Consider the following 14432-nt stretch of genomic DNA (forward strand, 5'->3'; position numbering starts at 1 on the left):
GTGTGCTGGCGCTGACGTGCGCGAAAAAAAACGCCGTCAGCATCTGTCTGCAGCACGGAGCGCTTATGGGAGATGAAGCGTTTCTGCCCGTATTTACGGACTATCAGGCCGTATTCGGGGCTTATGAAGCGGAGTGGTATAAAGCAAAAGGCTGCAGGGATGAACAAATCATCATCACGGGGCATCCCCGTTTCGACGAGATTTTCTCAAGAGAGCCGATAGATCAGGACACGTTTTACCGCAAACTTTCTTTTCTCCCGTCACAGCGGACGGCGCTGATCGCCACGCAGCCGTTTTCTGATGAATTTTATACAGGAGTGCTTGAAGAGCTTGCCGGCCAAAAGAACATGCAGCTCATTATTAAACCGCATCCGTGGGAAATCGGCAAAAACAAGCTGGATGCTTACAATCAGGTGCTGCGGAAATATAAAGCAGGCAAAATCATCAAAAAAGAGATGGAGCTGTATGATATTCTCCCGTATGTTGACGCTGCGGTGACACAGACATCAACGGTCGGTCTTGAAGCGATGCTGTTTCAAAAGCCCGTGCTGATCGGAAAATCAGCGGGAACCCGCCGATACCCTTATTATCACTCACTTGGAGAATTTGTCTTTGAGGACCCGCAGGCACTTGCTCAGGAATTAATCCGGATATGCGAAAGCCCCGCAGAATATCAAAAAGCGGAACAGGCGCGCCGTGCTTTTGTCGCCGCGAACTACCCGGTTCAGGATTCGCTTGCCGCTTTATGCCAAGTGCTTCAGGAAAAAACCGGAGTCAGCTTCAGACGGGTTGACCCTTCATAAAAAAGATAGGAGCGCAAAGAAAATGGTGCAAAAAAGATCAGCTTTTCTTCCCTATTCATTGCCCATGATCGGGAAGGACGAAATTCAGGAGGTTATTGATACGCTTGAATCGGGCTGGCTTTCAAAGGGACCGAAAGTAGAGGCGTTTGAAAAAGCCTTTGCCGCCTGGACGGGGGCAAAGCACGCGATCGCGCTGAACTCATGTACCGCCGCTTTGTTTTTGGCCCTGAAAGCGAAAGGGATCGGTCCCGGCGACGAGGTCATCACGTCTGCCGTGACGTTCAGTTCAACGGCCAATACAATCGTGCACACAGGCGCCGTTCCGGTGTTTGTTGACATCGATCCGCTTTCGCTGAATGCGGACCCTAAAAAAATTGAGGCGGCCGTCACCCCGCGGACAAAAGCGATTGTACCCGTTCATTTCGCCGGCCAGTCGTGTGATATGGATCAGATTCTGGCCATTGCCGAAAAGCATCAGTTATTTGTCTTAGAGGATGCCGCACATGCCGTGTATACCACGTATAAACAGAAAATGATCGGATCAATCGGCGATGCGACGGCATTCAGCTTCTACGCGACAAAAAACCTGGCAACCGGTGAAGGCGGCATGCTGACGACGGACGATGACGGGCTCGCCGATCAGATCAGGGTGCTCAGCCTTCACGGCATGAGCAAAGGCGCGTGGAACCGCTATTCTTCAAACGGAAGCTGGTACTACGAGGTCGAAACGCCCGGCTATAAAATGAATATGTTTGATCTTCAGGCAGCGCTTGGGCTTCATCAGCTGAAACGGATTGACAGCATGCAGCAAAGAAGAGCCGACATTGCGAGCCGCTACCAGGACGCCTTCAGACACATGAAAGGGCTGACCATCCCGCATGTCAGTGATGACGGACGGCATGCATGGCATCTGTATGTTCTTCAAATAGAGGAGCAGGAGGCCGGGGTCAGCCGGAACGATCTGATTTCCGCTTTAAAAGACCAATATAATATCGGCACAAGTGTTCATTTTATTCCGGTTCCGTTCCATCCGTATTATCAAAAAACGTACGGGTATAAGGAAACTGACTTTCCGGCCGCTGCAGCGTATTATCACCGCACCGTGTCACTCCCTCTTTATCCGTCAATGACAGATGACGACGTTGAATACGTCATTGCAGCCGTTACGGATATCGTCAAAGGGGCTGATTAGGTGTACAGACTGAGGGAAAATCTTGCGCAGGACATGATTCATACCTTCCTGCATCAGAAGGGCATTCAGCCGGAAGCCTATGAATCGTCGCTCTGTTTATTGGAAGAAAACAGCCTTCAAGGCGTGATTTTATATGAAAACTCTTCGTGGGAAAGTCAATTGTTCCGAAAAAATATCATCAATGTGAAGCTTGCAGCCGCAAACAGCGCCGGTCAGCTTAAAAGGCTGTTTCAGGAATTTTACGCGGCAAGGCGGGCGGCAGGCACTGATTTTATATTTATTAAAATACCGGCTGAAGATATCGGCGCGATGCAGGTCGTTCAGCAGCTTCCGAACGCTTATTTTGTAGGGAGTCTTCTCAAGCTCGTCAGTCCGGTGCGTGTTTATAACAGCACGCCGCCATTTGAGATTACAGAAGCCGGACCCGGCGACACGGAAGCGATCAGCCGGCTGGCCCGCGACGCCTTTACAAAAAGCAGGTATTATCAAGACCCCCATCTCAGCTATGAAAGTGCAAACCGCCTGTTTGAAGAGTGGGCGCGGAATAATGCGGAAGGCAGAGCTTCGTTACAATTCGCCGCCACATATAAGGGAGAGACCGTGGGCTTTGTTCAGGGGCTGTCTAAAGGCGATGAATTCGTCCTTGATCTGATGGCGGTAAAGCCGGGATTTGAAGGAAAAGGAGCGGGATTCCATTTAGCGGCGCATGTGATTGAACAATCATTGCGCTTTCAGCATAAGACTGTATCAGCGGGAACGCAGCTCCACAATGTAAGAGCCATCCGCCTGTATGAAAGAATGGGATTTAAAGCGGATGCGTCCTATTACTACTATCATGTGTGGCCCGGGAAGGAGGCGGACTGATGGCATCATGCCAAATCGGAACGAAGTCAATCGGCGAAGGTTCGCCCGTATTCATCATTGCCGAAGCCGGAATTAATCATGACGGAAAACTGAGCCAGGCGTTTGAATTGATAGATGCGGCCAGTGAGGCCGGCGCGGACGCGGTCAAGTTCCAAATGTTTCAGGCTGACAAAATGTATCAGAAAGACCCCGGCTTGTACAAAACCGCTGCGGGAAAAAACGTCTCTATTTTTTCTTTAGTGCAATCAATGGAAATGCCCCCCGAGTGGATCGAACCGCTGCTTGAATATTGTAAGAAAAAAGGCGTGCTGTTTTTAAGCACGGTCTGTGACGAAGGCTCTGCCGACTTACTGTATGCGACTTCCCCTTCAGCCTTTAAAATCGCCTCCTACGAGCTGAATCATCTGCCGTTATTGAAATATGTTGCGGGACTGAAGACACCGATTATCTTTTCCACCGCGGGTGCTGATATTTCAGATATTCAGGAGGCTTATCAAACCATTACCGGCAAGGGGAACACAGAAATTGCGATCATGCATTGTGTAGCGAAATATCCCGCGCCGCCTGAATACAGCAATCTGAGCGTCATTCCCATGCTTGCCGCTGCATTCCCGGATGCTGTGATCGGTTTCTCCGATCACAGCGCCCATCCGTATGATGTGCCGTGCGCGGCTGTCAGGCTCGGAGCGAAACTGATTGAAAAGCATTTTACGATCGATAAAAACCTGCCCGGTGCTGATCACTCCTTCGCCCTCAATCCGGATGAATTAAAACAAATGGTTGCGGCGATCCGCTCAGTTGAAGCGGAGCTGCGGCAGGGGCATCACGCTTCGGTGCCGGAAGTGCTGTCGGGAAGCTCCCATAAAACCACGACACCGATTGAAGGAGATATCAGAAGGTTCGCTTACAGAGGCATTTTTTCAACAGCGCCGATTCAAAAAGGCGAATGTTTTACGGCGGAAAACCTTGCCGTCCTTCGTCCCGGCCAAAAACCGCAGGGGCTCCACCCGAGATATTTTGAACTTTTAACTGACGGGACGCGTGCGGTCAGGGATATCCCCGCTGACACGGGCATCACTTGGGATGACCTTTTGACGAAAGGCAGCCCATATGATGACTGACATTTTGTTTATCATTCAGGCGCGGATGGGAAGCGGGCGTCTTCCCGGTAAAGTGCTGAAACCGATCGGCGGGTATACGATCCTCGATATGATTGTCAAAAGGGTTCGGCAAAGCGCGTATTATGATCAATCGCGGGATAATCTGATCGTCGCCGCGTCTGACAGCAAGACCGACGACATTCTGTCTGCGCACTGCCTCAGCAAGAACTACCGTGTGCACCGCGGCAGCGAGCAGCGCGTGCTTGACCGGTTTTCACAAGTCATCGAACAAGTTAAACCGGACATCGCAGTCAGACTGACGGGGGATAACCCGTTTGTCGACCCTTCGCTGCTTGATTTTCTGATTCAATCGCATTTAGATCAGCACGCAGACTACACGTATATCTGCGGTACACCGCTCGGCATCGGCGGCGAGGCGGTAAACGCGCGACTTTTAACGGAGATCAATGCCGACAAAACGCTGGCGGACAAATACCAGGAACATGTCACGCTTTTAATAAGAGAATCTCCTGAGAGGTACCGGCTTCTCTTTCCTGAGCCCCCGCAGGAACTCCGGGCTCCTCACTTGCGGATGACCGTCGATACAGAAGAGGACTACAGGCTGGCCCGCGAGCTGTACGTAAAAGCGGGCTCGCGTCCTGATATTCCGGCAAAAGAATTGATCCATCTGCTGAATAGTGATCCGGAGCTCAGGGCCATTAATCAAATGATCCGGCAAAAAGAGGCTGATTAGCATGCGGGTTCTGATTTTCGCTGACGGGGGCCGTGACATCGGCATGGGGCACGCGGTCCGGATGAAGCTGCTTGCCGGTGCCATTAAGAACAATTGCTCAATAACGTTCTACACAAATAAAGAGGCTTCTTCTTATCTGTCATCTGATCAATGGGAAGTGATCATCAAGCCTGACAAGGGACAGAAGGAATTTATTGTCCGGGAAATAAACAGGCAGGCTCCTGACCTTCTCATATTCGATCTGCTCGATATGCCGTGTGACTGGTTAGAGGAAGTCAAAAAGCATTCATCGGCACGCATCGTCTTATTTGAAGAAAAACGGGAACATGTCATTCATTTATGCGATGCCGTTATAAACGGCATTTACGGAGGGCTGAAAAGCCGGACGGTCCAAATGGGCAGCGCCGCTGTATATGAAGGCCCGGAATATATGATTCTTCATCCGGGTTTTGAAAAAGCAAAGCAGCTCTATCAGCTGAATAAAGAATGCCGGACCATATTGGTCTCATTAGGAGGAAGCGACCCGAAGAAGCTTGTCTTTAAAGTGATGGAAGCATGCCGCCGCATCCCCGACATTCATCGAAAACGAGTGATCATCGTCATGGGCGGCGCCGCGGCTCATGCTGATGACGTGCGCGCGCATCTTACACAAATGCCTTATGCCGAGATGGTAAGGCAGACAAATGACATGGCCGCGCTTCTTTCGAGGGCTGATATGGCCGTCGTGTCCGGCGGGATCACTTTATATGAAACCATTTGTACAGGTGTGCCCTGCATCGTACTTTCTCAAGTGGAGCATCAAACTGAGACGGCGGAAAAATTCGTCGCACGGGGGGCCGCCGTTCATCTCGGCCTTGGTGAATGCATATCAGCGGACGTTCTCGCACGGCATATGTCTGACATGGCCGCTGATTATCCGATGCGGACCGGACTTCATCAAAACGGAAAGCCGCTGGTTGACGGCAGGGGCATCAAACGGGCGGCGGCGATTCTTTATGATTTGTGATAAAACCACACGTAAGGAAGTGTTCATGTGAAAGGTGTTATCTTAGCCGGAGGCACCGGCTCACGCCTTATGCCGCTGACAAAAGCGGTCAATAAGCATTTACTCCCTGTCGGTCCATATCCGATGATTTACTGGTCGGTCATGAAGCTGGAAGAAGCGGGGATTACAGATATTTTGCTGATTACACAAAAAGAATATATTCCGCAATTTCATAAACTTCTCGAAACCGGAGAAGAGCTCGGCGTCTCAATCACATATCAGGTTCAGCCAGCCGCATCCGGCATATCCGACGGTTTATCATACGCAAAGCGATTTACAGGTCGCGATCCGTTCGTTCTGCTTTTGGGAGATAATATTTTTGAAGATTCATTAAAACCTTATACGGAGCGTTTCGCAAAGCAGGGAAAAGGAGCGAAAGTGCTGCTGAAAGAAGTGGACGATCCGGAGCGCTTCGGCATCGCCGAGATTGATGAGAAAAACAAACGGATCAAGTCGATCATTGAAAAGCCGGAGCAGCCGCCGACCAGACTATGCGTCACAGGGATCTACATGTACGACGCAGAAGTGTTTTCCTATATTGAACAAATTTCCCCTTCAAAACGCGGCGAACTGGAAATTACGGATGTCAATAATTTATACATTGAACACAGTGAGCTGACGTATGATGTGTTAACGGGCTGGTGGGTGGATGCGGGCACGCATGAATCGCTCTACCTCGCCGGAAGCCTGGCGCATCAGGCATTACAGAAAGGACAGGAGCATTAATCATGCCAAAATCATATTTAATTACAGGGGGCGCCGGATTTATCGGCCTTACCTTTACAAAGATGATGCTGAAAGAAACGGACGCGCAGATTACCGTCCTGGATAATCTCACGTATGCAAGCAGGCCGCTTGAAATAGAAGCCTTAAAAAAGAACGGCCGTTTCCGTTTTATCAAAGGTGACATTTCTGAAAAAGAGGACATTGACAAAGTCTTTTCCCAAATGTATGACGCTGTCATTCATTTTGCGGCTGAATCCCATGTGGACAGAAGCATAAATCAGGCAGAGCCGTTTATCACAACAAATGTGATGGGCACATACCGACTGGCGGACGCGGTGTTACAGGGAAAAGCCGGCAGGCTGATTCACATTTCCACAGATGAGGTGTACGGAGATTTGGCGCCGGATGATCCCGCTTTTACGGAGACGACGCCGCTTTCTCCGAACAATCCGTATTCCGCCAGCAAGGCAAGCTCAGACCTGCTCGTCATGTCTTACGTGAGAACCCATAAGCTTCCTGCCATCATTACAAGATGCAGCAACAATTACGGGCCGTACCAGCATCACGAGAAAATGATTCCGACCATTATCAGGCATGCCGTAAACGGCACGCCGGTTCCGCTGTACGGCGACGGGATGCAGATCAGAGACTGGCTGTTCGCCGAAGATCATTGCCGCGCCATTAAGCTCGTGCTGGAAAAAGGAACACTCGGTGACATTTACAATATCGGCGGAGGAAATGAACGGACGAATAAAGAGCTTGCGTCATTTATCATGAAGGAGCTCGGTGTCGAGGAACGGTTTGCTCATGTCGAAGACAGAAAAGGGCATGACCGCCGTTACGCCATCAATGCTTCAAAGCTGAAAAATGAGCTGGGATGGCGGCAGGACGTCACATTTGAAGAAGGAATGAGAAGAACCATTCGCTGGTATACAGACAGCCAAGACTAATCGGAAAGAAGGGGATCCGATTGACGAAGGTATTAGTAACCGGAGCGGCCGGCCAGCTGGGGCGGGAGTTATGCCGCCAGCTGAAGCGGGAAGGGTATGAAGTGATCGCCTTGACAAAAGCGATGATGAACATATCCGACCAGCGTTCGGTGCGGCACTCGTTCAGCCATTACAAGCCGGATATCGTCGTCAATACGGCGGCATACACCTCCGTTGACAAATGTGAAACGGAGCTCGACAAAGCGTATTTAATAAACGGAATCGGCGCTTATTATGCCGCGCTTGAGGCTGAAAACACCGGCGCGAAATTCATTCACATCAGCACCGATTACGTCTTCAGCGGCAAAGGAACACGGCCATACCAGACCGATGATCCCGCAGATCCGGGCACGATTTACGGAAAAAGCAAAAAACTCGGCGAAGAACTGATCCGGTTAACGGGAAAAAACCACACCATTATCAGAACGTCGTGGGTGTACGGCAGCGGCGGGCACAACTTTGTCAATACGATGCTGAAACTTGCGGATACACATGATCAGGTGCGTGTCGTTAACGATCAAGTCGGAGCGCCGACGTACACAAAGGATTTAGCCGAAACGGTGATCGGTCTGTTTGACAGGCCGCCGGGCTTATACCACGCCGCAAACAGCGGAGTGTGCAGCTGGTATGAATTTGCCAAGGCTATTTTTGAAGAAAGCGGCAGAACCGCCTCCGTGCTGCCCGTCACGACGGAGGAATACGGAAATGAGACGCCGCGCCCCGCTTACTCGGTGTTGAGTCTTGAGTCGATTGAACGGCAGGGGCTCGGCATGAGGCATTGGCGGGAAGCGCTGCATGATTATTTACAAAGGGAGGGACAGTGCAAGTGATCGAAGGCGTAAAAATCAAAAAGCTGATCAAACACAGCGATGACCGGGGTTTTTTCTCAGAACTCGTCCGTGACGATGAACATCTCTTAGAGCGTTTCGGGCAGGCTTCCTGGTCCAAAAGCTACCCCGGCGTCATTAAAGCATTTCACTATCATGAGAAACAGGATGACCTGTGGTTTTTTCCGACGGGCCACGCCCAGGTCGTGCTGCATGACCTTCGCGAAGAGTCGGCAACCAAGGGAGAAACGGATGTCTACTACATGGGAGAAGACAATCCGATGCTCCTTCTCATTCCTAGGGGCGTCGCACACGGGTACAGAGTGCTGGGTGAAACCCCGCTGACCATTATTTATTTCACGACAATGTCCTACAATCCGGATCAGCCTGACGAAAAAAGAATTCCGTGGAATGATGACACCATCGGATTTGACTGGCAGACGGCTCACCGATAGCGCACAAGACGAAGACAGCGGATGTCTTCGTTTTTTGTGCTGATTCATCTCGTGAAAAATAAATGATTGAATATTCTAAAAAATAATTTACTTCCATGGATAAAGGTGGTAGATTATTCTCAGGAAAAGAGAAACCCAATTCGCGAATGGAACCATCAGACACGCTTTTCCGGCAGAGGACGCTCTGAATCCCATATGATCTGGAGGAATTCATGATGTTAAAAAGAAAATCATTTTCGGCCTTTCTCATCAGTGCTGCGGTATTTTCATCTGTGTTCTTGCCATCTTTTCATGCGAATGCCCAATCTGCCGTTATTGAAGCGAAAACCGTCAATAGTACGAAAGAATACGCGACGTCTGATATTGAAGTCACATACAAGCCGAATGCGCTGCTTGCCGTCGGCGCCGTTGAATTTCAATTTCCTGACGGGTTCAACGCCACTGTGAGGGACTCTGTAAACGGAAGAACACTGAAAGAAACGCAAATTCTCAACTACGGAAAAACGGTCAGACTTCCGCTTACCCTTGACTTATTGGGCGCGTCTGAATACAATCTCGTCCTAGTGCGTAAAAACCTTCCGCGCGCGGGCGCGTATACAATTAAAGGCGATTACGTAAACGGTTTGGGGGCCGGCAGTCTTTATGCCGAAACAAAGCTGGTTATTGACCCGCGTTAATCGGGGATGAAAGAGGCTGACAACAGCCTCTTTTTTTATGCGCAAAAAACCTGGCATGAATCTTGCATATAAAAAGGGCGTAACGACAATGTGAAAGGGATTGATGGGTTTTGGTGTAAAAGCGCTTACATTTTGTTCTGCCGGTAATTGAAGCTTACACGTAAAATACGATGAGGTGATAAAACATGTCAGCCAACCCGCTTTCTAAAAGCAATCAGAAAGATGAAGAAAAAGAAGTTCTTAATTTGTTCTTGTCAACACAATCGATCATAAAAGAAGCCCTGCGCAAACTGGGCTATCCTGACAATATGTATGAACTGATGAAAGAGCCGATGCGGCTTTTAACCGTCCGCATCCCTGTCAAAATGGACAATGGCTCAGTACAGGTTTTCACGGGCTACCGCTCACAGCATAATGACGCAGTCGGCCCGACAAAAGGGGGCGTGCGGTTTCATCCGGAAGTCAGTGAAGAAGAGGTTAAGGCGCTTTCCATCTGGATGACTTTAAAATGCGGCATCACAAATCTTCCTTACGGGGGCGGAAAAGGCGGCATCATCTGTGATCCGCGGACGATGTCATTCGGAGAGCTGGAACGGCTGAGCCGCGGATATGTGCGTGCGATCAGCCAGATCGTCGGTCCGACAAAGGATATTCCGGCTCCCGACGTATATACCAACTCGCAGATTATGGCATGGATGATGGACGAATACAGCCGCCTGAGAGAATTTGATTCACCGGGATTCATTACGGGCAAACCGATCGTTCTCGGCGGTTCACAGGGGCGGGAGACGGCGACCGCGCAAGGCGTCACGATTTGTATTGAGGAAGCCGTTAAGAAAAAAGGGATTCCATTGGAAAATGCGCGGATCATCATTCAGGGGTTCGGAAATGCGGGGAGCTTTCTCGCTAAATTTATGCATGACGCCGGTGCCAAGGTGATCGGCATCTCAGACGCCCACGGCGCTTTGTATGACCCTGACGGCCTTGACATTGATTACCTGCTGGATAAGCGGGACAGCTTCGGCACGGTGACGAATCTCTTCTCGGATGTCATAACGAACAGGGAGCTGCTGGAAAAGGACTGTGATATTCTCGTGCCCGCCGCAATCTCCAATCAGATTACGGCTGAAAACGCCCATCACATTAAAGCCTCAATCATTGTGGAGGCGGCAAACGGCCCGACAACGATAGATGCCACGAAAATTCTGAATGAAAGAGGCGTGCTTCTCGTGCCGGATATTTTGGCAAGCGCCGGCGGCGTGACGGTGTCTTATTTTGAATGGGTGCAAAATAATCAAGGCTTTTACTGGTCTGAGGAGGAAGTCGCCGGAAAACTGCGCAGCGTCATGGTGAATTCGTTTGAATCCATTTATCAGACAGCGCATACCCACAAAGTCGATATGCGTTTAGCCGCCTATATGACGGGCATCAGAAAGTCGGCTGAAGCGGCCCGGTTCCGCGGCTGGGTATAAGTGTTATCCGCAAAGAGATTTTGCATCAGTTATATAGCGGATCGCAAAATTTCTTTGCGTTTTCAGATTACAGCTGACAGATTCGGACAAGCTTCGTCCGCTTTCGGCAAAGATTTTCTTATTTTTATCACAAATTGCTATGCTGGTATGCTTCTTGCATCATCATAAAGCGTGAGCACACATTACAAAATACGGGGAGGAATTCTAATGACAGTTTCATACGCACACGAACCATTTACAAATTTTCAGGAAGAGACAAATAAACAATCGTTTCAGGAAGCGCTGGCTTATGTGAATTCACAGCTCGGCAAGCATTATCCGCTTATTATCAACGGTGAAGCGATTGAAACGGATAAAAAGATCATTTCCGTCAATCCGGCAGATAAAAAAGAAGTGATCGGTTCTGTATCGGCCGCCGGAAAAGAACTTGCGGAAAAGGCCATGCAGGCTGCGCTGCAGGCATTTCAAACATGGAAAAAAGTACGGCCGGAACACCGCGCGAATGTGCTGTTTAAAGCGGCGGCGATCATCCGCAGAAGAAAGCACGAATTCTCCGCGTATCTAGTGAAAGAAGCGGGAAAACCGTGGAAGGAAGCGGATGCGGATACGGCGGAAGCGATCGACTTTTTAGAGTATTACGCCCGTCAGATGCTGAAACTGAAAGACGGTTCTCCTGTAAAGAGCCGTGACGGAGAATATAATCAGTATCACTATGAGCCGCTTGGGGTGGGAATCGTCATTTCTCCATTCAACTTCCCGCTTGCGATCATGGCGGGAACGGCGGCGGCAGCCATCGTAACAGGCAACACGATACTGCTGAAACCGGCGGATGCGGCGCCTGTCGTGGCGGCGAAATTCGTTGAAGTGATGAAAGAAGCGGGCCTGCCGGACGGCGTGCTCCAATTCATACCGGGCGACGGAGGAGAAATCGGCGACTATCTGGTTGAGCATCCGAAGACGAGATTTGTGTCGTTTACAGGTTCCCGCGCGGTTGGATGCCGTATTTATGAACGCGCCGCAAAAGTACAGCCGGGCCAAAAGTGGCTGAAACGGGTCATTGCCGAAATGGGAGGGAAAGATACGGTGCTTGTAGACAGAGATGCTGATCTTGATCTTGCCGCTTCCTCAATCGTGTATTCCGCCTTCGGATTCTCAGGCCAAAAATGTTCAGCCGGTTCCCGTGCGGTCATCCATCAGGACGTCTATGATGAAGTTGTTGAAAAAGCCGTCGCTTTAACAAAATCACTCACTGTCGGAAGTCCGGAAGATTTTGATACATACATGGGGCCAGTCATCCACGAAGCATCTTATAATAAAGTCATGAGTTATATCGAAATCGGCAAAACAGAAGGAAAACTCCTGACGGGAGGCGAAGGTGATGATTCAAAAGGATACTTTATTCAGCCGACCATTTTTGCGGATGTTGATGAAAACGCCCGCCTGATGAAGGAGGAAATTTTCGGGCCGGTCGTCGCGATCTCAAAAGCCCGTGATTTCGACCATATGCTTGAGATTGCCAATAATACCGATTACGGACTGACGGGCGCTCTGTTATCAAAAACCCGCGCGCACATTGAACGCGCCCGCGAAGATTTTCACGTCGGAAATCTATACTTCAACCGCGGCTGTACGGGAGCGATTGTCGGATACCAGCCGTTCGGCGGCTTCAATATGTCAGGAACCGATTCAAAAGCAGGAGGACCTGACTATCTGATTCTTCATATGCAGGCAAAAACAACGTCTGAAGCCTATTAATCTTTCGGAAATAGCGCGATGAAAAAGAGAGTCGCGCTATTTTCTCTATATGAGGGTAAGGAGGATGGAATATGTACCAGCAGCTCAGCAAAATGCTTCCGGAGGAGAAAATAGAAGCCATTACGAAATCACTGGTGGCGTTAAACAGCATCAACGGCACATTGGGAGAAGGAAAAAAAGCCGACTATATCAAAGATATGATCAAGAGCTTTCCCTACTTTCAGGAGAATCCGTCACATGTGTGGGAGCAGGCGATTCCTGAGGACCCTTACGGCCGCAAAAATATTTTCGCATTTATTGAGGGAAACGGCGAAAGCCTGAATACGGTCATTTATCACGCTCATCTTGATACGGTCGGCATCGAGGATTTCGGCCCTTTAAAAGATATCGCTTTTGATTCCGACCGTCTCGCGGAGTATTTCTCAAACTATGAATTTGATCGGGATGTGCAGCGGGACGCCCGCTCAGGCGAGTGGATGTTCGGAAGGGGTTCGGTTGATATGCAGAGCGGTATTGCCGTTCATCTCGCCAATCTGCTTCACTTTTCTGAACGGCGCGATCAGCTGCCGGGCCATATTCTGTTCATGGCAAACCCGGATGAAGAAAGCCAGCATTCCGGCATTTTAACCAGCATTTCTGAATTAAAACGGCTGAAACAAGAAAAGCAGCTTCGTTATTTAGCAGCGATTAATAACGATTTTATCACCCCGCTGTATGAGGGTGACACGACAAGGTACATCTACACGGGCGCGGCAGGAAAGCTTTTGCCTTGCTTTGCGATTTACGGGCGGGAGGTGCATGTCGGTGATACGCTGTCCGGCATCGATCCGAATTTGATCGCGTCAGAAATCACCAGAAGAATTCACAACAATATTCATATGGCGGAAAACATTGAAGGGGAGCTTGTGCTTCCGCCGACCTGCCTGTACCAGCGTGACAACAAGGAAGCGTATAACGTGCAGACCGCCGTCAGCAGCTATGTCTATTTTAATTATTTTATTTACGAGAAAACCGCCAAAGAAGTCATGGATCAGCTGACCGCCGTGGCTGACGAAGCCTGCAAAGAGACAGAACGAAAATTATCTGATTATTACGACGAATACTGTGAGAGAACGAGCCTGCCGAAAAAAGAGATGTCATGGAACGTTCAAGTGTACAGTCTGGAAGATTACCTGAAAAGGCTGAGAAGCCGCGGGATAGACCCTGCACAGTGTATCGGGCAGGCATTTAAAACATATGAACATCTTGAACTGCGGATGAGATGCTTTAAAGCCGTCGAGGAACTGCAAAAACTCGATCCTGAGCAGGGAGCCAAGGTCATTATTTTCTATGCGCCGCCTTACCTTCCGCACAATTATCTGAAAGAAGAGAGCACACGGGACCGGCTTTTGCAGCATGTCATTCAAGAAGCGGTCGATAAAACAGCGGCGTCAACCGGAGAAACATTCGCCTTTAAAAAGTTTTTCCCTTATTTAGCGGACGGAAGCTTTTTATCGCTGCATGAAACAGACGAGGAGGTCTCCGCCTTTACCGATAATTTTCCGGGCTGGGATGTCATCGGGACGATTCCTTTTAAAGAAATCAGGGAATTGAATATTCCGTCGGTCAATATAGGGGTATACGGAAAGGACGGCCATAAATGGACGGAACGCGTGTACAAGCCGTACACATTCCATGTGCTGCCGGAACTCATTCAGCAGACAACAATGCACCTTTTGCACAGCTACCGATTAGACATACGCACAAATGGCTGACATAACAGAATAAGGGGGA

14 protein-coding genes are annotated in these 14432 nt (G+C 49.7%); all 14 read left to right on the forward strand.

The annotated features are described in order from the left end of the window. The coding region (locus tag AC1RRX_RS00005; protein WP_492870778.1) for a capsular polysaccharide export protein, LipB/KpsS family at positions 1-803 on the forward strand (803 nt) is incomplete at its 5' end. A gap of 22 nt (positions 804-825) precedes the next feature. Next, on the forward strand, positions 826-1995 hold the full coding sequence (locus tag AC1RRX_RS00010; RefSeq protein WP_007407691.1) for a DegT/DnrJ/EryC1/StrS family aminotransferase: 1170 nt from the start codon (positions 826-828) through the stop codon (positions 1993-1995). Next, the gene (locus AC1RRX_RS00015; RefSeq protein ID WP_032868197.1) at positions 1996-2859 is read left to right on the forward strand and encodes a GNAT family N-acetyltransferase; all 864 of its coding nucleotides are present in this window, start codon (positions 1996-1998) and stop codon (positions 2857-2859) included. After that, complete coding sequence (locus tag AC1RRX_RS00020) at positions 2859-3980, forward strand: N-acetylneuraminate synthase family protein (protein WP_144463830.1); 1122 nt, start codon at positions 2859-2861, stop codon at positions 3978-3980. The genes AC1RRX_RS00015 and AC1RRX_RS00020 overlap by 1 nt, the downstream gene beginning before the upstream one ends. Further along, positions 3973-4713: a cytidylyltransferase domain-containing protein gene (locus tag AC1RRX_RS00025; protein ID WP_032868195.1), complete on the forward strand. Its 741-nt coding sequence runs from the start codon at positions 3973-3975 to the stop codon at positions 4711-4713. Before AC1RRX_RS00020 ends, AC1RRX_RS00025 begins: the two co-directional genes overlap by 8 nt. 1 nt (position 4714) lies before the next feature. Then, positions 4715-5719: a PseG/SpsG family protein gene (locus tag AC1RRX_RS00030; RefSeq protein ID WP_144463831.1), complete on the forward strand. Its 1005-nt coding sequence runs from the start codon at positions 4715-4717 to the stop codon at positions 5717-5719. Between the two features lie 27 nt (positions 5720-5746). Beyond that, positions 5747-6484, forward strand: coding sequence for a sugar phosphate nucleotidyltransferase (locus AC1RRX_RS00035; protein ID WP_012118722.1), 738 nt, complete (start codon positions 5747-5749; stop codon positions 6482-6484). A gap of 2 nt (positions 6485-6486) precedes the next feature. Further along, positions 6487-7434 carry a dTDP-glucose 4,6-dehydratase gene (gene rfbB, locus AC1RRX_RS00040; RefSeq protein WP_007407684.1) on the forward strand — a complete coding sequence of 316 codons (948 nt, stop codon included), beginning with the start codon at positions 6487-6489 and terminating at the stop codon, positions 7432-7434. Between the two features lie 20 nt (positions 7435-7454). Further along, on the forward strand, positions 7455-8303 hold the full coding sequence (gene rfbD / locus AC1RRX_RS00045; RefSeq protein WP_007407683.1) for a dTDP-4-dehydrorhamnose reductase: 849 nt from the start codon (positions 7455-7457) through the stop codon (positions 8301-8303). Further along, the gene (locus AC1RRX_RS00050; RefSeq protein WP_007407682.1) at positions 8300-8755 is read left to right on the forward strand and encodes a dTDP-4-dehydrorhamnose 3,5-epimerase family protein; all 456 of its coding nucleotides are present in this window, start codon (positions 8300-8302) and stop codon (positions 8753-8755) included. Before rfbD ends, AC1RRX_RS00050 begins: the two co-directional genes overlap by 4 nt. A 215-nt stretch (positions 8756-8970) precedes the next feature. Further along, positions 8971-9432 (forward strand): biofilm surface layer hydrophobin BslB, encoded by a 462-nt coding sequence (gene bslB / locus AC1RRX_RS00055; RefSeq protein WP_022537147.1) that lies wholly within the window; start codon positions 8971-8973, stop codon positions 9430-9432. A gap of 185 nt (positions 9433-9617) precedes the next feature. Then, positions 9618-10904, forward strand: a complete 1287-nt coding sequence (locus AC1RRX_RS00060; RefSeq protein WP_003150991.1) for a Glu/Leu/Phe/Val family dehydrogenase — start codon at positions 9618-9620, stop codon at positions 10902-10904. Positions 10905-11111: 207 nt separating this feature from the next. Then, positions 11112-12659 carry an L-glutamate gamma-semialdehyde dehydrogenase gene (gene pruA / locus AC1RRX_RS00065; RefSeq protein WP_015418463.1) on the forward strand — a complete coding sequence of 516 codons (1548 nt, stop codon included), beginning with the start codon at positions 11112-11114 and terminating at the stop codon, positions 12657-12659. Positions 12660-12730: 71 nt separating this feature from the next. After that, positions 12731-14413, forward strand: a complete 1683-nt coding sequence (locus tag AC1RRX_RS00070; RefSeq protein WP_007407678.1) for a M20 family metallopeptidase — start codon at positions 12731-12733, stop codon at positions 14411-14413. The last annotated feature ends 19 nt before the right edge of the window (positions 14414-14432 follow it).

The sequence above is a fragment of the Bacillus sp. GW821-FHT11D08 genome (assembly GCF_058808515.1).